Annotated in this window: 15 protein-coding genes; 6 read left to right on the forward strand and 9 right to left on the reverse strand. The window is 71.0% G+C overall.

What is annotated here, in order from left to right; genetic code table 11:
* Nucleotides 1–89: 89 nt before the first annotated feature.
* The 3 genes from lipA to AB0O36_RS17095 all read left to right on the forward strand — a co-directional run bounded on the left by lipA (nt 90) and on the right by AB0O36_RS17095 (nt 2,196).
* Nucleotides 90–1,064, forward strand: a complete 975-nt coding sequence (gene lipA, locus AB0O36_RS17085; RefSeq protein WP_365110428.1) for a lipoyl synthase — start codon at nt 90–92, stop codon at nt 1,062–1,064.
* Nucleotides 1,065–1,292: 228 nt separating this feature from the next.
* Nucleotides 1,293–1,490: a hypothetical protein gene (locus AB0O36_RS17090; protein ID WP_365110431.1), complete on the forward strand. Its 198-nt coding sequence runs from the start codon at nt 1,293–1,295 to the stop codon at nt 1,488–1,490.
* Between the two features lie 10 nt (nt 1,491–1,500).
* A complete protein-coding gene (locus tag AB0O36_RS17095) occupies nt 1,501–2,196 on the forward strand; it encodes a DUF4191 domain-containing protein (protein WP_365110433.1) in 696 nt (231 codons plus the stop codon).
* A gap of 158 nt (nt 2,197–2,354) precedes the next feature.
* Here AB0O36_RS17095 and AB0O36_RS17100 read toward each other — a convergent pair whose 3' ends face one another.
* Nucleotides 2,355–2,822 carry an RDD family protein gene (locus AB0O36_RS17100; RefSeq protein WP_365110436.1) on the reverse strand — a complete coding sequence of 156 codons (468 nt, stop codon included), beginning with the start codon at nt 2,820–2,822 and terminating at the stop codon, nt 2,355–2,357.
* A 185-nt stretch (nt 2,823–3,007) separates the two neighbouring features.
* Between AB0O36_RS17100 and glnA the strand changes: the two genes are divergently transcribed.
* A complete protein-coding gene (gene glnA / locus AB0O36_RS17105) occupies nt 3,008–4,417 on the forward strand; it encodes a type I glutamate--ammonia ligase (protein ID WP_365110439.1) in 1,410 nt (469 codons plus the stop codon).
* Nucleotides 4,418–4,496: 79 nt separating this feature from the next.
* Here glnA and AB0O36_RS17110 read toward each other — a convergent pair whose 3' ends face one another.
* Together AB0O36_RS17110 and AB0O36_RS17115 are read right to left on the reverse strand one after the other, a co-directional pair.
* The gene (locus tag AB0O36_RS17110; RefSeq protein WP_365110442.1) at nt 4,497–6,473 is read right to left on the reverse strand and encodes a serine/threonine-protein kinase; all 1,977 of its coding nucleotides are present in this window, start codon (nt 6,471–6,473) and stop codon (nt 4,497–4,499) included.
* Between the two features lie 190 nt (nt 6,474–6,663).
* The gene (locus AB0O36_RS17115; protein WP_365110445.1) at nt 6,664–7,323 is read right to left on the reverse strand and encodes a TetR family transcriptional regulator; all 660 of its coding nucleotides are present in this window, start codon (nt 7,321–7,323) and stop codon (nt 6,664–6,666) included.
* An 86-nt stretch (nt 7,324–7,409) separates the two neighbouring features.
* Here AB0O36_RS17115 and AB0O36_RS17120 point away from each other — a divergent pair, with 86 nt between their 5' ends.
* Nucleotides 7,410–8,180 (forward strand): SDR family oxidoreductase, encoded by a 771-nt coding sequence (locus AB0O36_RS17120; RefSeq protein ID WP_365110447.1) that lies wholly within the window; start codon nt 7,410–7,412, stop codon nt 8,178–8,180.
* A gap of 40 nt (nt 8,181–8,220) precedes the next feature.
* Here the strand turns inward: AB0O36_RS17120 and AB0O36_RS17125 are convergent, their stop codons facing one another.
* The 6 genes from AB0O36_RS17125 to AB0O36_RS17150 all read right to left on the reverse strand — a co-directional run bounded on the left by AB0O36_RS17125 (nt 8,221) and on the right by AB0O36_RS17150 (nt 17,662).
* Nucleotides 8,221–8,742, reverse strand: coding sequence for a DUF4240 domain-containing protein (locus AB0O36_RS17125; protein WP_365110448.1), 522 nt, complete (start codon nt 8,740–8,742; stop codon nt 8,221–8,223).
* 175 nt (nt 8,743–8,917) lie between these two features.
* Complete coding sequence (gene aceE, locus AB0O36_RS17130) at nt 8,918–11,611, reverse strand: pyruvate dehydrogenase (acetyl-transferring), homodimeric type (RefSeq protein ID WP_365110451.1); 2,694 nt, start codon at nt 11,609–11,611, stop codon at nt 8,918–8,920.
* Between the two features lie 234 nt (nt 11,612–11,845).
* Nucleotides 11,846–12,469 (reverse strand): GntR family transcriptional regulator, encoded by a 624-nt coding sequence (locus AB0O36_RS17135; protein ID WP_365110600.1) that lies wholly within the window; start codon nt 12,467–12,469, stop codon nt 11,846–11,848.
* 246 nt (nt 12,470–12,715) lie between these two features.
* Complete coding sequence (sucB, locus tag AB0O36_RS17140) at nt 12,716–14,488, reverse strand: 2-oxoglutarate dehydrogenase, E2 component, dihydrolipoamide succinyltransferase (RefSeq protein ID WP_365110454.1); 1,773 nt, start codon at nt 14,486–14,488, stop codon at nt 12,716–12,718.
* A 59-nt stretch (nt 14,489–14,547) separates the two neighbouring features.
* Nucleotides 14,548–15,936 (reverse strand): dihydrolipoyl dehydrogenase, encoded by a 1,389-nt coding sequence (gene lpdA, locus AB0O36_RS17145; RefSeq protein WP_365110456.1) that lies wholly within the window; start codon nt 15,934–15,936, stop codon nt 14,548–14,550.
* A gap of 196 nt (nt 15,937–16,132) precedes the next feature.
* A complete protein-coding gene (locus tag AB0O36_RS17150; RefSeq protein ID WP_365110459.1) occupies nt 16,133–17,662 on the reverse strand; it encodes a leucyl aminopeptidase in 1,530 nt (509 codons plus the stop codon).
* A gap of 374 nt (nt 17,663–18,036) precedes the next feature.
* Here AB0O36_RS17150 and AB0O36_RS17155 point away from each other — a divergent pair, with 374 nt between their 5' ends.
* Nucleotides 18,037–20,103, forward strand: a complete 2,067-nt coding sequence (locus tag AB0O36_RS17155; RefSeq protein WP_365110461.1) for a hypothetical protein — start codon at nt 18,037–18,039, stop codon at nt 20,101–20,103.
* Nucleotides 20,104–20,135: the final 32 nt, after the last annotated feature.

The raw sequence follows: 20,135 nt of genomic DNA on the forward strand, positions 1-20,135 counted from the left end.
CACTCCCGGGTTGGCCGGACGTAAGAGCGTACGAAAATACGGGCGTACCCTGGTGGGCGCCGAAGAATCACAGTCACAGGGAGCCGGTCGTGTCCGCAGTCGCACCCGACGGACGCAAGATGCTGCGCCTGGAGGTCCGCAACAGCCAGACCCCCATCGAGCGCAAGCCCGAGTGGATCAAGACCCGGGCGAAGATGGGCCCCGAGTACAAGGCGATGCAGAGCCTCGTGAAGAGCGAGGGCCTGCACACCGTGTGCCAGGAGGCGGGCTGTCCGAACATCTACGAGTGCTGGGAGGACCGCGAGGCCACCTTCCTCATCGGCGGTGACCAGTGCACCCGGCGCTGTGACTTCTGCCAGATCGACACCGGCAAGCCCGAGGCGCTGGACCGGGACGAGCCCCGCCGGGTCGGCGAGTCCGTGGTCACCATGGACCTGAACTACGCCACCATCACCGGTGTCGCCCGTGACGACCTGGCCGACGGCGGTGCCTGGCTGTACGCCGAGACCGTGCGCCAGATCCACGAGCAGACCGCCGGCCGCGAGGGCGGCCACACCAAGGTCGAGCTGCTGGCCCCGGACTTCAACGCCGTCCCGGAGCTGCTGGAGGAGGTCTTCGCCTCCCGCCCCGAGGTCTTCGCGCACAACATCGAGACCGTGCCGCGCATCTTCAAGCGGATCCGCCCCGGCTTCCGCTACGAGCGCTCGCTGGAGGTCATCACCAAGGCCCGCGCGTACGGCCTGGTGACCAAGTCCAACCTGATCCTGGGCATGGGCGAGGAGCGTGCGGAGGTCAGCGAGGCCCTGCGCGACCTGCACGAGGCGGGCTGCGAGCTGATCACCATCACCCAGTACCTGCGGCCGACCCCGCGGCACCACCCCGTGGAGCGCTGGGTGAAGCCGGACGAGTTCGTCGAGCTCGCCAAGGAGGCCGAGGAGATCGGCTTCTCGGGCGTCATGTCCGGCCCGCTGGTGCGTTCCTCGTACCGCGCCGGCCGCCTCTACAACCAGGCGATGGAAAAGCGTGCGCAGCAGTCCCCGGCGCAGGTCACCGGGACCGTGTGAACTCACGCACAAATTCTTACTTTGCGGTAACCCGCAGTGACGCGGCCCCTACGCTCGTTCATGACGAGCCGTGGGGGCCGTTTCGATGTTTCATGCCTGTTTGACCGGAGGGTCACCCAGGAGTAACACCGAACGGTGAACCTGGGTCCACGCACCGCACACAGCACCACGCACCGCGACGACGAGAGACCGAAGCAAGACCGAAGCAAGTCCGAGAGAGGGATCACCATGCAGGCCGCGCCCGTCCGCGCCATCGCCATCCCGACCCTTGGCGACGCCATCCGCGGCATCGAGTCGATGCTGATCCGCGGAGCCCGCCGCAACGCCTGGAGCGCCGTCCTGGAGGACCGCCGACGGGCCCGGGACCGGGTCGAAACCGAACACGTGCTGGAGGCCGTGGCGACCCGGACCCCGCAGGCCACGTAAACTTCGCCTTATGGCGAGGAAGTCGAACGCAGACACTGCGAACCCCGGGCGATTCAAGCAAATCGCCATGACGTACAAGATGACGCGGAAGGCCGATCCCAAGATCGGTCTCATTCTCGCGGCTGTGGCGATCGTCACCTTCGGTGTCTTCCTCGGAATCGGCTTCCTGATCGACCACCCGTGGTACCTGGGCATCCTGGGCTTCCTGGTGGCGTTCCTGGCGACCGCGATCGTCTTCGGACGGCGCGCCGAGCGGGCTGCCTTCGGGCAGATGGAGGGCCAGCCCGGCGCGGCCGCGGCCGTCCTGGACAACGTGGGCCGGGGCTGGACCAGCACCCCTGCCGTGGCGATGAACCGGAGCCAGGACATCGTGCACCGCGCGGTCGGCAAGGCCGGCATCGTGCTGATCGCCGAGGGCAACCCGAACCGGCTCAAGCCCCTGCTCGCGGCCGAGAAGAAGAAGATGGCCCGCATCCTGCCCGACGTCCCGGTCCACGACATCATCGTCGGCACCGGCGAGGGACAGGTCCCGCTCAAGAAGGTCCGCACGACCCTCCTGAAGTACCCGCGCGTCCTGCCCGGCCCCCAGGTCACCCAGGTCAACGACAAGCTGCGGGCGATGGGCGACCTCATGAGCAACATGCCGCTGCCGAAGGGCCCCATGCCGAAGGGCATGCGGATGCCGCGCGGCGGAAAGATGCGCTGACCCGAAAGTCGTATACGAAGCACGCGAACCACGCGCGCGAACCACGCGAACGACGCGAAGAAGGGGCGTCCCCGGGCCTTCGGCACCGGAGGACGCCCCTTCTTCGCGTTCGCTGCTCGCGTTCGCCGCTCTTCGCGTTCGTTCTTCGCTTTCGCGTTCTAGAGCCGGACCTGGACCGCGCGGGAGAGCCGGTCGTGCAGACCGCGCCCGTCACGGTCCCAGACCAGCGCCGGCACCACCAGGAGCAGCAGCACCGTCCGCAGCAGCACCCGGAGGATCCCGAGCCGTCCGCCGCCCTCCGCGACCACCCGCAGGCCCATGAGGCGCTTTCCGGGGGTGGAGCCCACGGTGCCCACCGTCAGCACGGCCAGCACACCGAACACGGGCAGCGCCCAGTTGCCCGCGGCGACCCAGTCCCGGTCCGTGATCAGGCCGAACGCGATCAGCTGGCAGGCCAGCCAGTCGACCAGCACCGCCGCCAGCCGCCTCCCGAAACGGGCCACCGAGCCGGGGCCCTGCTGCGGCAGGCCGAGCTGCTGACCCGGGTAGCCGAACTCGACACCCATCTCCTCGGCGGCCGCACGGGGGCCGGAGAGCCATGATCCGATTGCTTGCCTGTTGTCCACCCGAACACGGTACCCGGGTGGCTCAAGCACTCCCGGACGGGACCCTGGTTAACTTGTGCGAAACAAATGGGTCATGCTTGAGAAATCCCGTCTGCTTATGGTCGGGTCAGCGTGCGGCACCGCACTGACGCACCACGAGCTATGCAACCCGTCCCTCCCCCGGGGTCGGGAGTAGGAGGAGTTGGATGTTCCAGAACGCCGACGAAGTGAAGCAGTACATCGAGGAGAACGACGTCAAGTTCGTCGACGTCCGCTTCTGCGACCTGCCTGGTGTGATGCAGCACTTCACCATCCCGGCTCGGGCATTCGACCCGGCGGAGGAGCTCGCCTTCGACGGCTCCTCGATCCGTGGCTTCCAGGCCATCCACGAGTCCGACATGGCCCTCCGCGCCGACATCACCACCGCGCGCCTGGACCCGTTCCGCCGCGACAAGACGCTGAACATCAACTTCTTCATCCACGACCCGATCACGGGCGAGGCGTACAGCCGCGACCCGCGGAACATCGCGAAGAAGGCCGAGGCGTACCTCGCCTCCACCGGCATCGCCGACACCGCGTTCTTCGGCCCCGAGGCCGAGTTCTACATCTTCGACAGCGTGCGCTTCGCGACCACCGCGAACGAGGGCTTCTACCACATCGACTCCGAGGCCGGCGCCTGGAACACCGGTTCCACGGAGAACAACCGCGGCTACAAGGTCCCGATCAAGGGCGGCTACTTCCCGGTGGCCCCGGTCGACCACTTCGCGGACCTGCGCGCCGAGATCTCCCTCGAGCTGGACGCCCAGGGCCTCCAGGTCGAGCGCCAGCACCACGAGGTCGGCACCGGTGGCCAGGCCGAGATCAACTACAAGTTCAACACGCTGCTGGCCGCGGCCGACGACCTGATGCTCTTCAAGTACATCGTGAAGAACGTCGCCTGGCGCAACGGCAAGACCGCGACCTTCATGCCGAAGCCGATCTTCGGTGACAACGGCTCGGGCATGCACGTCCACCAGTCCCTGTGGACCGGCGGCGAGCCCCTCTTCTACGACGAGGCCGGTTACGCGGGCCTGTCGGACACCGCCCGCTACTACATCGGCGGCATCCTCAAGCACGCCCCGTCGCTGCTCGCCTTCACCAACCCGACGGTGAACTCGTACCACCGTCTGGTGCCGGGCTTCGAGGCCCCGGTCAACATGGTGTACTCGCAGCGCAACCGCTCCGCGGCCATGCGCATCCCGATCACGGGCTCGAACCCGAAGGCCAAGCGCGTCGAGTTCCGCGCCCCGGACCCGTCGTCCAACCCGTACCTCGCCTTCTCGGCGCTGCTGCTCGCGGGCCTCGACGGCATCAAGAACAAGATCGAGCCGATGGAGCCGATCGACAAGGACCTCTACGAGCTCTCGCCCGACGAGCACGCGAACGTCCCGCAGGTCCCGACCAGCCTGGAGGACGTCCTCAAGGCCCTGGAGGCGGACCACGAGTACCTCCTGGCCGGCGGTGTCTTCACCCCCGACCTGATCCAGACCTGGATCGACTACAAGCGCACCAACGAGATCGCCCCGATCGCGCAGCGCCCGCACCCGCACGAGTTCGAGCTCTACTTCGACCTCTAAGCCGGCCCGGCTCCCGCAGCCACCCCGGAGGCCCCGCCCTTCTCCCCGAGAGAAGCGCGGGGCCTCCGCCGTTCCCGGCTCAGCCGGCGCAGCCTCCGGACGAGCCCCAGCGCAGGAAGCTCCCGCCGCTCGCTCCGACCAGTGCGACCGCGTACCGCCGGTAGCGCCATTCCGGGCGGGACCGGGACTCGGCGTCCAGCGCCCGGCACGCCAGGCCCGCGGCATCGGCCGCCCACCTGTCGAGGACGCCCTGGCCGGTGCCGGGCCGGGTCACCCACACGTACATCACGCCCGAGCCGCCGTCGAAGCCGACGCTCATGTCCGCGGGAGCCAGGGGCTCGCCCCCGGCCGCCCGCCACGCGTCCTGGACGGCGATGTCGGCGTGGTGGGCGACGCGGATCTCCGCCTGGTCGCTGCTGGGGACCATCGCCTCGCCGAGCCCGGACATGTCCGGTGTCCACGAGGACTCCCGGCCGGTGGCGGCGGGGCTCGCGGGCTGCTGGGTGACCGAGGTCCGGCACTCGGTGTTGCGGCGGAAGTCGTCCTCCCACACGATGCCGGGACCGCCCGTCGCTGCCGTGTCCACCACCACGTACGAGCGGTAGGGGAGGCCGGGGTAGGACCTGACCAGGTCCTGCAGGCCCAGGCAGGCGATCCTGGACACCTCCTGTACCGCCACGGGCGGCAGCGGGTGGCCGGCCATCGCCACGTAGACCTCGCCACGGTCCTTGTGGAAGGTGATCGTCCGGGTCTGGTCGGGGTAGGTCACCGCATCGAGCCAGGCCCCCGTTCCCATGGCCCCGTAGGCGTCGTTCTCCTCCTGGCCGCGCGCGGGCCGTGATTCCCGCCAGGTGGCGAGGGTGGCCTCCCCGGTACGGGCCGCGGCGGGGCTCGCCGGGGGCGCCTGTACGCCGGTCGGCGGCGGGGCCGAGGCGGATGCGGGAGCCGCGGAGCCGGCCGGTGCCGCGGCCGACGTGCCCGTGGCGGGAGCCGCGCTGCCTGCCGGTTCGGACGGGAGTACGGCGAGGACCGCGCCGGCCAGGCCGCCGACGGCGGCGGCAGCCGCGGCGACCGCGAGGGGGAGGCGCCTCCGGGCGCCGCCCGCCGGGGCCGCCGGGTGCCAGGCGGGGTCGTCCGGTGGCGGGACGGACCACGCGGCGCCGATCAGGCTGCCGACCAGGGTCGGGTCCGCCGGTCCGGCCGGGAGGACCCGGGTGGACTGGGACGCCAGCGGCCCGGAGCACAGCCCGGCGGCCGCGGCCGCGGTCGGGCGGTCGGCCGGGGCCTTGGCGAGGGCGCGCTCCAGGGTGCCGCGCAGATCGGCCGGGACGCCGTCGAGGTCGGCCTCGCCGGACAGCACGCGGAAGGCGACCACGTCCGGGGCGCCCGTGCCGAACGGGGGCCGGCCGGTGGCGGCGTAGGCGACGAGCGCGGCCCAGGCGAAGACGTCGCCCTCCGGGCCGGTGCTGCCCGTGCGGTAGTGCTCGGGGCTGATCCAGCCCGGAGTGCCGGTCATGACGCCGGTCCGGGTCACGGACGTGCCGTCGGCGGCGTGCGCGATGCCGAAGTCCAGGACGCGCGGCCCGGCCGGGCCGAGGATGACGTTCTGCGGCTTCACGTCGCGGTGCACCACGCCCGCCGAGTGGATCGCGGCCAGCGCCTGCGCGGTGCCCGTCGCGAACGCGTACAGGGTGCCGCCCGTGAGCGGGCCGTACGCCGCCACGTGCCGGTCCAGCGTGGGGCCGGGGGCGTACTCGGTGGCCAGCCAGGGGGCGGCCGCCTCCGGGTCGGCGGCCAGCAGCGGCAGCAGGCACGGGCCCTGGACGCGGGCCGAGAGCTGGACCTCCCGCCGGAAGCGGGCCCGGAACTCGGGGTCTTCGGCCTGCGCCTGGTGGACCACCTTGACCGCCACCCGGGCCCCGTCCGGGGCGAGCGCGGCATGGACGGTGCCCATTCCGCCCGAGCCGAGCCGTCCCATGACCCGGTAGGGCCCGATCCGGGAGGGGTCGCCGGGAAGGGCGGGCCGAACCCGCCCCGTGGAGCCGATGTCGCTCAAGTGGGCCTTCCTGCCGTGGACCTGGATGCCGCCGAATTGCCGGGGAGCGGCTGGATGCTAACGGTCCGTCGGCTGCCCGCGCCCGGTCGTCTCATTCTTCGTACGCGAAGGAGGGCCGCCACCCCGAACGGGTGGCGGCCCTCCTTCGTATACGGCTCCGGGGCCGGTCGGCCACCGGACCCGGCCGCTGTCAGGGGCGGGACAGGATCGTCATGCCGGAGGTGAGTTCGCGCAGGGAGCGGACGGCCAGTTCGGCGGGGGAGTCCGGGCCGGTGGGGTCGGCGTCCGTTCCGGACCAGACCTCCAGGGAGATCCGGATCGCGTCGGTGGCCGCCGCGCACAGCAGGCGGACCTGGAGCGGGTCCGCCGAGGGGCCGGCCAGCCGGGCGACGACCGGGACGAGCTCTTCCTCGGACTCCTGGTTCACGCGGTACCAGACGGCCCGCAGGGCCGGGTCTCCGGCGGAGGCGCGGAGCAGGCCGCGGGTCCAGTTGAGGCCCTCGGCGACGGCCACCTGGCCGCTGAGGGACCGGGTGACGGCGCGTTCCAGGGCCTCGGCCAGCGGGGTGCCGGGCTCCTCCTCGGCGAGCAGGGCGCGCCACTGCTCGCCGCCGCCCGCGAGCAGCGGCGCGACCGCGTCCTGCTTGTTGCGGAAATAGCGGTAGAAGGTGCGCAGGGCCACGCCGGCGCGGTGCGCGATGTCCTCGGCGGTGGTGCCGTCGGGGCCGTGTTCGGCGAAGAGCTCGCAGGCGGCGCGGGCGATGTCGAGCTGGGTGGCGGCCTTGCGCCGCTCGGTCAGCGACTGTGCGGCCGCACCGGATCTGGGGGAGTACGGACGAGGGGATTTCACGTAGGGAAGGGTACCTCCGGCCACCGGGAACAAATGCCTTGATTGTCTCTCTGGCAAAACGTGTCACGGCCTCGTACGCTCAAGACATGAACCGTTACATAGACCGACGCGTCGTGATCACCGGCGGCGGCTCCGGCATCGGCCAGGCCACCGTCCACCGCATCCTCGCCGAAGGCGGCCGCGTCCACGCCGTCGACGTGAACGAAGCCGGCCTGAAGGCCACCGCGGAGAAGGCGGCCGCCGACGGCACCGCCGACCGCCTGACCACCGCCGTCCTCGACATCTCCGACGAGGGCGCCGTCAAGGAAGGCGTGGCCGCCGCCGTCGACGCGCTCGGCGGCATCGACGTGCTGGTCAACGCGGCGGGCATCCTCCGCTCCGAGCACACCCACAAGACCACCCTGGAGCTCTGGAACCGGATCATCTCGGTCAACCTGACCGGCACCTTCCTGATGATCCGTGAGTCGATCCCGGCCCTGCTGGCCGGCGACCGCCCGGTCATCGTCAACTTCAGCTCCACCTCGGCGACCTTCGCCCACCCCTACATGTCCGCCTACGCGGCCACCAAGGGCGGCATCCAGTCCATGAGCCACTCGCTGGCCGCCGAGTACAGCAAGCAGGGCCTGCGCGTCGTCTGCGTCGCCCCCGGCTCCATCGAGAGCGGCATGACCACCGGCAACGGCCCCGGTCTGCCCGAGGACACCGACTGGTCGCTCTTCGCCAAGCTCGCCCCCGCCCTCGGCCAGGGCTTCGCCGGCCCCGACACGGTCGCCGGCGTGGTCGCCATGCTCGGCTCCGAGGACGGCGCCTTCATCACCGGCACCGAGATCCGCATCGACGGCGGCACGCACTACTAGGGCGGAACGCCGCGCGGCACCCCGCTTCCGCGGGCGGGGATCACCCGCGGAAGCGGTCCCAGAGCCGGGGGAACCGTTCCGCCAGGACGGCTTCGTTCTCGAAGTCCAGCGGAGCGCCCTCCGGCTCCGCCGGTTGCAGCGGGACCCCCAGATCGGGCGCGACCACCCCGGTGAGCTGCTCGTACGCCTCGTCCGCCGCGTACCCCAGCTCCTCCCCGTCCCCGTCGATCTCCTCGTCGAACTCGCCCAGCAGCTCCGCCAGCCGGTCCGGCTCGTGCACGCCGCCCTCGAACACCTCCCGCCCCTGGCCGATCAGCCAGCACCGGAAGTAGTCGAACGCGTCGTCACTGGCCCCGTCGAGGAGCACCCAGGCGGCACCCCACAGCTCCCAGCTGTACGCCCGGTTGTACCGGGACTCGAAATGCCGCGCGAAGTCGAGCACGGAATCCGGATCGAGCCGGGTCAGCCGCTCCACGAGCAGCTCGGCGTGCTCCTCGGGGTCGCCCTCGGCACCCTCGCGCGTGCTGTCGATGATCGCCCAGAACTCCGTCTCGTCCATCACGGGTCCTAGCATCCTGGGTCGGTCCCCGCCCCGCCACCGCGCGTACGGCCAAAGGCCGCCACCGCATACGGCCAAAGACCCCGGCGCACAACGGCCGAAGGCCGGTGTCCGACCCCCTCGCGGGGTGCGGACACCGGCCTTCGCCGTACGTGCGGGGCGCGGGCGGCCCACGGGCCTACAGCCCGTAGCGCTCCCGGGCCTCCTTCACGGCCGAGGCAGGGACCTCGCCGCGGCGCGCGAGCTGGGCCAGCGCGGCGACCACGATCGACTGCGGGTCGACACCGAAGTGGCGGCGCGCACCCTCACGGGTGTCGGACAGGCCGAAGCCGTCCGTGCCCAGCGAGGTGTAGTCCTGCGGGACCCACTGGCTGATCTGGTCCGGCACCTGCCGCATCCAGTCGGAGACCGCCAGGACCGGGCCCGGAGCACCCTCCAGCACCTTGGTGACGTACGGGGTGCGCTCCTCGCCGCGCAGCAGGGCCTCGTCGGCCTCCAGCGCGTCGCGGCGCAGCTCGCCCCACGAGGTGGCGGACCACACGTCGGCGGAGACGTTCCAGTCGGCGGCCAGCAGGCGCTGCGCCTCCAGGATCCAGTGGATCGCCGTACCCGAGGCCATGAGCTGGATCTTCGGGGCGTCGGCGGCCGGGGTCGCCGCACCCTGCTCGGCCAGGTCCGCCGCCGTGTTGAACCGGTACAGACCCTTGACGATGCCCTCTTCCACACCCGCCGGCATGGCGGGCTGCGGCTTCGGCTCGTTGTAGACCGTCAGGTAGTAGAAGACGTCCTCGGGGTTCTCCCCGTACATCCGCTTCAGACCGTCCTTGACGATCACCGCGATCTCGTACGCGAAGGCCGGGTCGTAGTTGAGCGAGGCCGGGTTGGTGGCCGCGATCAGGTGCGAGTGGCCGTCGGCGTGCTGCAGGCCCTCACCGGTCAGGGTGGTGCGGCCGGCGGTGGCGCCCACGATGAAGCCCTTGCCGAGCTGGTCGGCGAGCTGCCACATCTGGTCGCCGGTCCGCTGCCAGCCGAACATCGAGTAGAAGATGTAGAACGGGATCATCGTCTCGCCGTGCGTCGCGTACGACGTGGCGGCGGCGATGAAGTCGGCCATGGCGCCGGCCTCGGTGATCCCCTCGTTGAGGATCTGGCCGTCCTTGGCTTCCTTGTAGTACATCAGCTGGTCGCGGTCGACCGGCTCGTACGTCTGGCCCAGCGGCGAGTAGATGCCGGCCGACGGGAACAGGGACTCCATACCGAAGGTACGGGCCTCGTCGGGGACGATCGGCACCCAGCGGCGGCCGGTCTCCTTGTCCCGCATCAGGTCCTTGACCAGCCGGACGAAGGCCATGGTGGTGGCCATCTCCTGCTTGCCGGAGCCCTTGAGCAGCGGGGCGTAGGACTTGTCCGCCGGCTGCGGCAGGGCCACCTGGTGGACCCGGCGGGCCGGGGCCGGGCCGCCGAGGGCCGCGCGGCGCTCGTGCAGGTAGCGGACCTCGGGGGAGTTCTCGCCCGGGTGGCCGTAGGGAACGACGCCGCTCTCGAAGGCGCTGTCCGGGATCGGGAGTCCGAGCAGGTCGCGCATGCCCTTGAACTCGTCGATGGTCAGCTTCTTCATCTGGTGGTTCGCGTTCTTCGACTCGAACCCGGAACCCAGGGTGTAGCCCTTGACGGTCTGCGCCAGGATGACCGTCGGCGCGCCCTTGTGCTCCAGGGCGGCCTTGTACGCGGCGTAGACCTTGCGGGGCTCGTGGCCGCCGCGCGAGGTGTGGAAGCACTCGGCGATCTTCGCGTCGGTCAGCAGGCCGCCGAGGGCCACCAGGGCCGGGTCGCCGCCGAAGAAGTGCTGGCGGATGTAGGCCGCGTCACGGGTCGCGTACGTCTGGAACTGCGCGTCCGGGGTCTCGCGGAGACGGCGGACCAGGGCGCCCGTGGTGTCGAGCTGGAACAGCTCGTCCCAGGCGGAGCCCCACAGGGTCTTGACGACGTTCCAGCCGGCGCCGCGGAACTGGGCCTCCAGCTCCTGCACGATGCGGAAGTTGGCACGCACCGGGCCGTCGAGGCGCTGCAGGTTGCAGTTGACGACGAAGGTCAGGTTGTCGAGGCGCTCACGGGCCGCGAGGGCCAGGGCGGCGGTCGACTCGGGCTCGTCCATCTCGCCGTCGCCCAGGAAGGCCCAGACGTGCGAGTTGGCGGTGTCCTTGATGTTCCGGTTCTGCAGGTAGCGGTTGAAGCGCGCCTGGTAGATCGCGGAGAGCGGGCCGAGGCCCATGGAGACCGTGGGGAACTCCCACAGCCAGGGCAGTCGGCGCGGGTGCGGGTAGGAGGGGAGGCCGTTGCCGCCGGACTCCTGCCGGAAGTTGTCGAGCTGCTGCTCGGAGATGCGCCCGTCGAGGAAGGCGCGGGCGTAGATGCCGGGGGAGGCGTGGCCCTGGATGTAGAGCTGGTCGCCCGAGCCGTCGGCCTCCTTGCCCCGGAAGAAGTGCTGGAAGCCGGTCTCGTAGAGCCAGGCGGCCGAGGCGAAGGTGGCGATGTGGCCGCCGACGCCGTACTTGGAGCCGCGGGTCACCATGGCGGCCGCGTTCCAGCGGTTCCACGCGGTGATCCTGGCTTCCAGCTCCGCGTCACCGGGGAACTCGGGCTCCGCGGAGGTGGGGATGGTGTTGACGTAGTCCGTCTCCAGCAGCTTCGGCAGGGCGAGCCCGGCGGCCTCGGCGTGCTGGAGGGTACGGCGCATGAGGTACTCGGCACGGCGCGTACCGGCGGCCTGGGCGACTGCGTCGAGGGAGGCCGCCCACTCGGCGGTCTCCTCGGTGTCGCGGTCCGGGAGCTGGTCGAGCTCGCTCGGAAGCTTTGCTACGGGGTCGGCCATCGGTGTGCGCCGCCTTCCAGAGTAAGGAGGGGGGTGAAGAAAGGAACCCTGACGGGCAGGACAGGGTTGACGGACCCGGTTGGGGCCCGCGAAGACTGTAAGACCCTGATCGATGATCGATCAAACAAAAGTGGTCGCGAATTGGTCGAGAAGGCAAAAGTCGGCACCGGGTGCCATAAAAATAGGCACGCGGTGCCGATCAAAACAGGACAAACGGGGTCGTGCGGGGGTTGCTCAGGCGCGCGGCGCGCAGCCCAGAACGTGGCGCTTCACCAGCAGGCCGATGTCCGGATCCTGTCGGCGGAAGGCGTGGATCAGCGCCTCGTGCTCCTCCGCGTACGACTTCTGGACGGTCCCCAGCCAGCGGATCGACAGTGCCGTGAACACCTCGATGCCCAGGCTCTCCCAGGTGTGCAGCAGCACGCTGTTCCCGGCCGCCCGCACCATCTCCCGGTGGAAGCCGACGGTGTGCCGCACCTGCGCGGTCCCGTCGTCCTGCCGGTCGGCGTCCCACAGGGCCTCCACGTGCGGCTCCAGCGCCGAGCAGTCCACCGCCAGCCGCGGGGCCGCCAGCTCCGCGGCGATCTGCTCCAGGCCGGCCCGGACCGGGTAGATCTCCTCCAGGTCCGCCGCCGAGAGGTTCCGTACCCGCACGCCCTTGTTCGGGGCGGACTCGATCAGCCGCAGCGTCTCCAGCTCGCGCAGCGCCTCGCGCACCGGCGTCTGGCTGACCTCCAGCTCCACGGCGATCCGCCGCTCGACGATGCGCTCGCCGGGCTTCCAGCGCCCGCTGACGATCCCCTCCACGATGTGCTCGCGGATCTGCTCGCGCAGCGAGTGCACGACGGGTGGGGTGATCATCGGTGCTTCATCTCCTGAGGGGGCGTGCGCAGCTGAAGATGCGTAGACACGTAGACAATACGGCGGAGTAGCCCCGAGCGAAGCGTTCGCGGCGGGGGCCACCGGGTGAGGCTGGTAACAACGGCGGTGCCGGCGGCCGCGGCGCATACGACGACGGCGCCCCCGCCCGGAGGAGTTCCGGGCGGGGGCGCCGTCGCGTGCCGTGTCACCTGCGGCCTGTCTGCGGCCGCACGCTCGACGTGCCTACAGGCCGAGCTCGACCTCGAACTCGCCGGCTTCCAGGATCGCCTTGACGGCGCTCAGGTAGCGGGCGGCGTCCGCGCCGTCCACCAGACGGTGGTCGTAGGACAGCGTCAGGTACGTCATGTCGCGGACGCCGATGACGGTGCCCTCGGCGGTCTCGATGACCGCCGGACGCTTGACGGTGGCGCCGATGCCCAGGATGGCGACCTGGTTCGGCGGCACGATGACGGTGTCGAACAGCGCACCGCGCGAGCCGGTGTTGCTGATGGTGAAGGTCGCGCCCGACAGCTCGTCCGGCGTGATCTTGTTGCCGCGGACCTTGCCGGCCAGGTCGGCGGTGGCCTTGGAGATGCCGGCCAGGTTGAGGTCGCCCGCACCCTTGATGACCGGGGTCATCAGGCCCTTCTCGGAGTCCACGGCGATGCCGATGTTCTCCGAGTCGAAGTAGGTGATGGTGCCCTCGTCCTCGTTGATCCGGGCGTTGACGACCGCGTGGGCCTTCAGCGCCTGGGCCGCGGCCTTGACGAAGAACGGCATCGGGGAGAGCTTGACGCCCTCACGGGCCAGGAAGCCCGCCTTGGCCTTCTCGCGCAGCTTCATGATCTTGGTGATGTCCACCTCGATCACGGAGGACAGCTGGGCCTGCCCGTGCAGCGCCTTCATCATGTTGTCGCCGATGACCTTGCGCATGCGGGTCATCTTGACGGTCTGACCGCGCAGCTCGGACACTGCGGCGGCCGGGGCCTTGGCGGCCGGGGCGGCAGCGGCGGCGGCCGGCGCCGGGGCGGCGGCAGCGGCCTTGGCGGCCTCGGCGGCGGCCAGGACGTCCTGCTTGCGGATACGTCCGCCGACACCGGTGCCGGTGACCGTGTTCAGGTTGACGCCGGACTCCGAGGCGAGCTTGCGCACCAGCGGGGTCACGTACGCGCTCTCGTCACCGGAGACCGCCGGGGCGGCCGGGGCGGCGACCGGAGCGGCAGCCTGGACCGGGGCCGGAGCGGCGACCGGGGCGGCAGCCTGGACCGGAGCCGGGGCGGCGACCGGGGCGGCAGCCTGGACCGGGGCCGGGGCGGCCACGGGGGCGGCCGGAGCCGGAGCGGCGGCCGGGGCCGGGGCGGCCGGCGCGGCCGGAGCCGCACCGGCGACACCGATCACGGCGAGACGGGCGCCGACCTCGGCGGTCTCGTCCTCGCCCACCAGGATCTCCAGCAGGGTGCCGGAAACCGGCGCCGGGATCTCGGTGTCGACCTTGTCGGTGGAGACCTCCAGCAGCGCCTCGTCGGCCTCGACCGACTCGCCGACGGCCTTCAGCCAACGGGTGACGGTGCCCTCGGTGACGGACTCGCCCAGGGCGGGCAGGGTCACGTCGGTGCCGGACGCGGCCGGGGCAGCGGCGGCGGGAGCCGGGGTCTCGGCCGGTGCGGGGGCGGCCGGGGCCTCGGCGACGGGGGCCTCGGCCACCGGGGCCGGAGCGGCCGGGGCCTCGGCGGCGGCGGGCTCGGCGGCCGGAGCGGCAGCCTCGGCCGGTGCGCCGGAGCCGTCGTCGATGACGGCGAGCTCGGCGCCGACCTCGACGGTCTCGTCCTCGGCGACCTTGATGGACGCCAGGATGCCGGAGACGGGGGAGGGGATCTCGGTGTCGACCTTGTCGGTCGAGACCTCGAGCAGCGGCTCGTCGGCCTCGACGCGCTCGCCCTCGGCCTTCAGCCAACGGGTGACAGTGCCCTCGGTGACGCTCTCACCGAGCGCCGGAAGGGTTACGGAAACCGCCATGGTTTCTGTTGCTCCTAACGGAATTGCGGAAATGGTCGGTCGTCGCGCCCGTGACTGGATCAGTCGTGTGCGTGCAGCGGCTTGCCGGCCAGGGCCAGGTGGGCCTCGCCGAGCGCCTCGTTCTGGGTCGGGTGCGCGTGGATGAGCTGCGCGACCTCGGCCGGCAGGGCCTCCCAGTTGTAGATCAGCTGGGCCTCGCCGACCTGCTCGCCCATCCGGTCACCGACCATGTGGACGCCGACCACGGCACCGTCCTTGACCTGGACGAGCTTGATCTCGCCCGCGGTCTTCAGGATCTTGCTCTTGCCGTTGCCCGCCAGGTTGTACTTCAGGGCCACGACCTTGTCCGCGCCGTAGATCTCCTTGGCCTTGGCCTCGGTGATGCCGACGGAGGCGACCTCAGGGTGGCAGTACGTGACGCGCGGCACACCGTCGTAGTCGATCGGGACGGTCTTCAGACCGGCCAGACGCTCCGCCACCAGGATGCCCTCGGCGAAACCGACGTGCGCGAGCTGCAGGGTCGGGACGAGGTCACCGACGGCCGAGATGGTCGGCACGTTGGTCTGCATGTACTCGTCGACCAGGACGTAGCCGCGGTCCATCGCGACGCCCTGCTCCTCGTAGCCCAGGCCCTGGGAGACCGGGCCGCGGCCGATGGCGACCAGCAGCACCTCGGCCTCGAAGGTCTTGCCGTCGGCGAGGGTGACCCGCACGCCGTTCTCGGTGTACTCGGCCTTGTCGAAGAAGGTGCCGAGGTTGAACTTGATGCCGCGCTTGCGGAAGGCGCGCTCAAGGATCTTGGAGCTGTTCTCGTCCTCGACCGGGACGAGGTGCTTCAGGCCCTCGATGACGGTGACGTCGGTGCCGAAGGACTTCCACGCGGAGGCGAACTCGACGCCGATGACGCCGCCGCCCAGGATGATCGCCGACTCCGGGACCCGGTCCAGGACCAGCGCGTGGTCGGAGGAGATGATCCGGTTGCCGTCGATGGTCAGACCCGGCAGCGACTTCGGCACGGAGCCGGTCGCGAGCAGGACGTGGCGGCCCTGGATGCGCTGCCCGTTCACGTCGACGGAGGTCGGGGAGGACAGCCGGCCCTCGCCCTCGATGTAGGTCACCTTGCGGGAGGCGACCAGGCCCTGCAGACCCTTGTACAGGCCGGCGATGACGTCGTCCTTGTACTTGTGCACACCGGCGATGTCGATGCCCTCGAACGAGGTCTTCACGCCGAACTGCGCGGCCTCGCGCGCCTGGTCCGCGATCTCGCCCGCGTGCAGCAGAGCCTTCGTGGGGATGCAGCCGTTGTGCAGGCAGGTGCCGCCGAGCTTGTTCTTCTCGATCAGGGCAACGTCCAGACCCAGCTGGGCAGCCCGCAGGGCCGCGGCGTAGCCGCCACTGCCACCGCCGAGGATCACTAGGTCGAAAACGGTGCTGGCGTCGTTCGCCACGTCACGTCCTCCATGCATGTGCGCCGGGCACCGGTCCTCTCACGACCGGGCGGCGGCTGGTATTCGGCCGCTTATTTTCGGCCCTGTGGTGGGGGCCCTGTCCTGCCGAGGACCCATCTTCGCATGACCGAACAAACAGCGCGGCCCCGGGCTTCCCGGCCCGGGGCCGCGCATGATCTCCGGTCTCCTCCGGGTGCTAGCCCAGGTCGCCGGTGGCGGTGCGCTCGGCCAGCCGGACCAGGGTCCGCACCGCGGAGCCGGTGCCGCCCTTGGGGGTGTAGCCGTAGGGCGCGCCCTCGTGGAAGGCCGGGCCCGCGATGTCCAGGTGCGCCCAGGTGATGCCCTCGCCCACGAACTCCTGCAGGAACAGGCCGGCCACCAGGCCGCCGCCCATCCGCTCGCCCATGTTGGCGATGTCGGCGGTGGGGGAGTCCATGCCCTTGCGCAGGTCGGCGGGGAGCGGCATCGGCCAGGACGCCTCGCCGACCTCCTCGGCGATCTCGTGGACCGAGGTCCGGAAGGCGTCGTCGTTGGCCATGATGCCGAAGGTGCGGTTGCCCAGCGCCAGCACCATCGCGCCGGTCAGGGTCGCCACGTCGACGATCGCGTCCGGGTTCTCCTCGGAGGCCCGGGTCAGCGCGTCGGCCAGGACCAGGCGGCCCTCGGCGTCGGTGTTCAGCACCTCGACGGTCTTGCCGCTGTACATGCGCAGCACGTCACCGGGGCGGGTGGCGGAGCCGGACGGCATGTTCTCGGCGAGCGCCAGCCAGCCGGTGACGTTGACCGGCAGGCCCAGCTTGGCCACCGCGACCACGGCGGAGAACACGGCGGCGGCGCCGGACATGTCGCACTTCATGGTCTCGTTGTGGCCGGCCGGCTTGAGGGAGATGCCGCCCGAGTCGTAGGTGATGCCCTTGCCGACGAAGGCGAGGTGCTTCTCCGCGTCCGGGTGGGTGTAGGCGATCTTGACCAGGCGCGGCGGGTTCTCCGAGCCCTTGCCGACGCCCATGATGCCGCCGTAGCCGCCCTTGACGAGCGCCTTCTCGTCCAGCACCTGGACCTTGATGCCGAGCTCCTTGGCCGTGGTCTGGGCCACGGCGGCGAAGGCCTCGGGGGTCAGGTCGTTCGGCGGGGTGTTGATCAGGTCGCGGGCGATGTTCACCTCGGCGGCGACGATCTTGGCGCGCTCGGCGGCGGCCTTGTGCTCCTTGTCGCGCGGCTTCGCACCCAGCAGGGCCACCTCGGCGAGCGGCAGCTTGGGGCCGCCGTTCTCCTTGGCCTTCTTCTCGCCGCCCTGGTACGCGGTGAAGGCGTACGCGCCCAGCAGCGCGCCCTCGGCGACGGCGGTGACGGCGGAGGCGTCCTCCAGCGGCAGGGCGAAGGCGGCCTTCTTGGCGCCGGACAGGGCGCGGGCGGCGACGCCGGCGGCCCGGCGGAGCGTCTCCTCGTCGTAGGACTCGTCGCTCTCCGGGAGCGGGCCGAGGCCGACCGCCAGCACGACCGGGACCTTCAGGCCGGCCGGCGCGGGCACCTTGGTGACCTCGCCCTCGGAGCCCGAGGCACCCAGGGCGTCGAGCACGGCGGCGAGCTTTCCGTCGAACGCCGTGTCCACGGCCTCGGCGCCGGTGGCGACGACGGGGCCCTTGGCGCCCTTCGCCACGCCGACCACGAGGGCGTCGGCGCGCAGCGTCGCGGCGCCTGCAGTGCTGAGAGTCAGAGCAGTCACGGTAGTGAGGTCTCGCTTCCGTATGTGTGATGTGGGGCTGTGGCCCATGCCGGGGTCGCCGGCCGTCCGCGATCGTACTTCCGGCCCGGGCGGCCGCCGGAACCGAGCGTACGCGTACGCCGTCGCGCGCACGGCACTCGAAGGTTTGGCAAGTTGTTCGATCAATGCGCCGTCAGATTCACCCATCCGTGGTGACTGTTCAAGGTTTGCCTATTGGAATGGGCGGGGTCCGACAGACTCAAGCCACTCTCGCAAGGGGACGCGGGGTCCCTTTGCATGATTTCCACAGAGCCTCCCCGGCCCGGCACCGACCGCCAGGGCCGTGTCGAGGGATGCCTGCGGGGGGAAAGGCCGACATGGTCAAAAGGAACCGGATGAACAGGGCTGCCGCCGTATGGGCCGCGGCAGCTCTCGTCTCCGTCGCAGCACCCGTGGTCCCGTCCGCGGCGGCGCTCGCGCCGTCCGCCGAGGCCGCGGATGCCGTACAGGCCGCCGAGGCGGCCACCACACCCCGGATCGACCTGAAAGTGCTGGTCGTCGACGACGGCGGCAGCTCGATCGAGGCGATCACCGCGGAGCTGAAGGACACCGGGGTCCCCTTCACCCGCATCGAACTGGGCAGCGCCGACCGCCCGGTCATCAACCAGGCCTTCCTCAGCGAGGCCAGGGACGCCACCACCGGCCGGCCGCGCGCCAAGTACCAGGGCGTGGTCCTGCCCAACGAGAACCCCTTCGGCGAGGGCTCGGCCGAGATGGCCGCGCTCACCGCGTACGAGACGACGTACGGGATCCGCCAGGTCGACGCCTACACCTGGGCCCACCCCGGCGTCGGCCTGGAATACACCGACAACGGCGGCTACGCCGGCGAGCTCGACGGCACCAAGGCGGCGATCACCCCGGCCGGCCAGGCGGGCCCCTTCGGCTACCTCGGCGGCGAGGTCACCTTCGAGGACAATTCGAGCCTCATCCCCGAAAGCTACGGCTTCATGGGGAAGCCGCGCCCCGGCTACACCAGCTACCTCGACGCACCCGTCGGCTCCGGCCGCGCCTCGCTGCTCGGCGAGTACGTCCACGACGGGCGCACCGAGCTCGTCGTCACCTTCGGCTACAACCAGTACCAGCGGCAGTACCGGCTGCTCGCCCGGGGCATCGTGGAATGGCTCACCCAGGGCGTCCACCTCGGCCAGAGCCGCAACTACTTCGCCGTCCACGTCGACGACGTCTTCGCCCCCGACGCCCGCTGGAACACCGACCTGAACTGCACCCCGGGCGACTACGCCTGCGCCGGCGGCGAGGGCCTGGAGAGCGAGATCCGGATGACCGCCGCCGACGCGGTGTACGCGGCCCAGTGGCAGCAGCAGCAGAACTTCAGGCTGGACATGGTCTTCAACGCGGGCGCCGGCGAGGAGTGGAAGACCGAGCACGGCGGCACCGACGCGCTCACCACCCAGCTCCTCGCCGACCGGGCCAAGTACCGGTGGGTCAACCACACCTACACCCACCCCTTCCTCGGCTGCGTCCAGGACACCACCGCCGTCCCGTGGAAGTGCACCCTCAACGCGCAGGGCCAGCCCCAGTACATGAGCCGCTCCGAGATCTCCGCGCAGATCCGCGACAACCACAACTGGGCCACCGCCCGGGGCATCCAGCTGGACCGCTCCGAACTGGTCACCGGCGAGCACTCCGGCCTGAAGACCCTCCCGCAGCAGCCGCAGGACAACCCCAACCTGGCCGGCGCCCTCGCCGACAACGGGGTCAGGTGGATCGCCAGCGACAACTCCCGTGAACCCGTCCAGCGGGCCGTCGGCAACGCCCTCACCGTGCCCCGCCACCCGATGAACGTGTACTACAACACGGGCACCAACAAGGAGATGGCCGACGAGTACAACTGGGTCTACACCAGCCGGGCCGACGGCGGCAGCGGCATCTGCGAGGACAACCCCCTCTCCACCTGCCTGCCCGCGCCCCTCGACGCCGACACCGGCTACCTGCAGTACATCGTCCCGCAGGAGGCCCGGACCGCACTCCGGCACGTCATGGCCAACGACCCCCGGCCGCACTACGTCCACCAGTCCAACCTGGCGGAGGACCGCACCCTCTACCCCGTCCTCGACGAGGTGCTCGGCACCTACCGCACCCTGTACGCGGCCAACACCCCGCTGGTGAACCAGAGCCAGAAGGACACCGGCACCGAGCTCCAGCGCCGGGCCGCCTGGGACAAGGCCCTCGCCGACAACAAGGTCACCGCCTACCGCGTCGGCTCCACGGTCACGGTCAAGGCCCCCTCCGGCGTCCTCGCCCCGGTCACCGCCCCCGAGGGCACCCGCAAGCAGCTGCTCCTCGGCACCACCGCGTACGGCACCGCCTACGCCGGCACCCGCTCGACCTGGACCGGCCCGGAGTTCCTCCAGTCGGCCGTCACGCTCAAGCTGCCCAGCTGACCCGGATCGCCCCGCGCGGCCGGGCGGGTACC

Origin of the sequence: Streptomyces sp. NPDC089799 (assembly GCF_040684755.1) — a bacterium.
In the GTDB taxonomy this organism is placed as follows: Bacteria; Actinomycetota; Actinomycetes; order Streptomycetales; family Streptomycetaceae; genus Streptomyces.

What these genes read in the sequence shown, in the direction of transcription:
- AB0O36_RS17120 (WP_365110447.1), top strand. Translation starts at nt 7,410, where the DNA reads ATGAACCGTTACATAGACCGACGCGTCGTGATCACCGGCGGCGGCTCC.
- AB0O36_RS17095 (WP_365110433.1), top strand. Translation starts at nt 1,501, where the DNA reads ATGGCGAGGAAGTCGAACGCAGACACTGCGAACCCCGGGCGATTCAAG.
- aceE (WP_365110451.1), bottom strand. Translation starts at nt 11,611, where the DNA reads ATGGCCGACCCCGTAGCAAAGCTTCCGAGCGAGCTCGACCAGCTCCCG.
- sucB (WP_365110454.1), bottom strand. Translation starts at nt 14,488, where the DNA reads ATGGCGGTTTCCGTAACCCTTCCGGCGCTCGGTGAGAGCGTCACCGAG.
- AB0O36_RS17090 (WP_365110431.1), top strand. Translation starts at nt 1,293, where the DNA reads ATGCAGGCCGCGCCCGTCCGCGCCATCGCCATCCCGACCCTTGGCGAC.
- AB0O36_RS17155 (WP_365110461.1), top strand. Translation starts at nt 18,037, where the DNA reads ATGAACAGGGCTGCCGCCGTATGGGCCGCGGCAGCTCTCGTCTCCGTC.
- glnA (WP_365110439.1), top strand. Translation starts at nt 3,008, where the DNA reads ATGTTCCAGAACGCCGACGAAGTGAAGCAGTACATCGAGGAGAACGAC.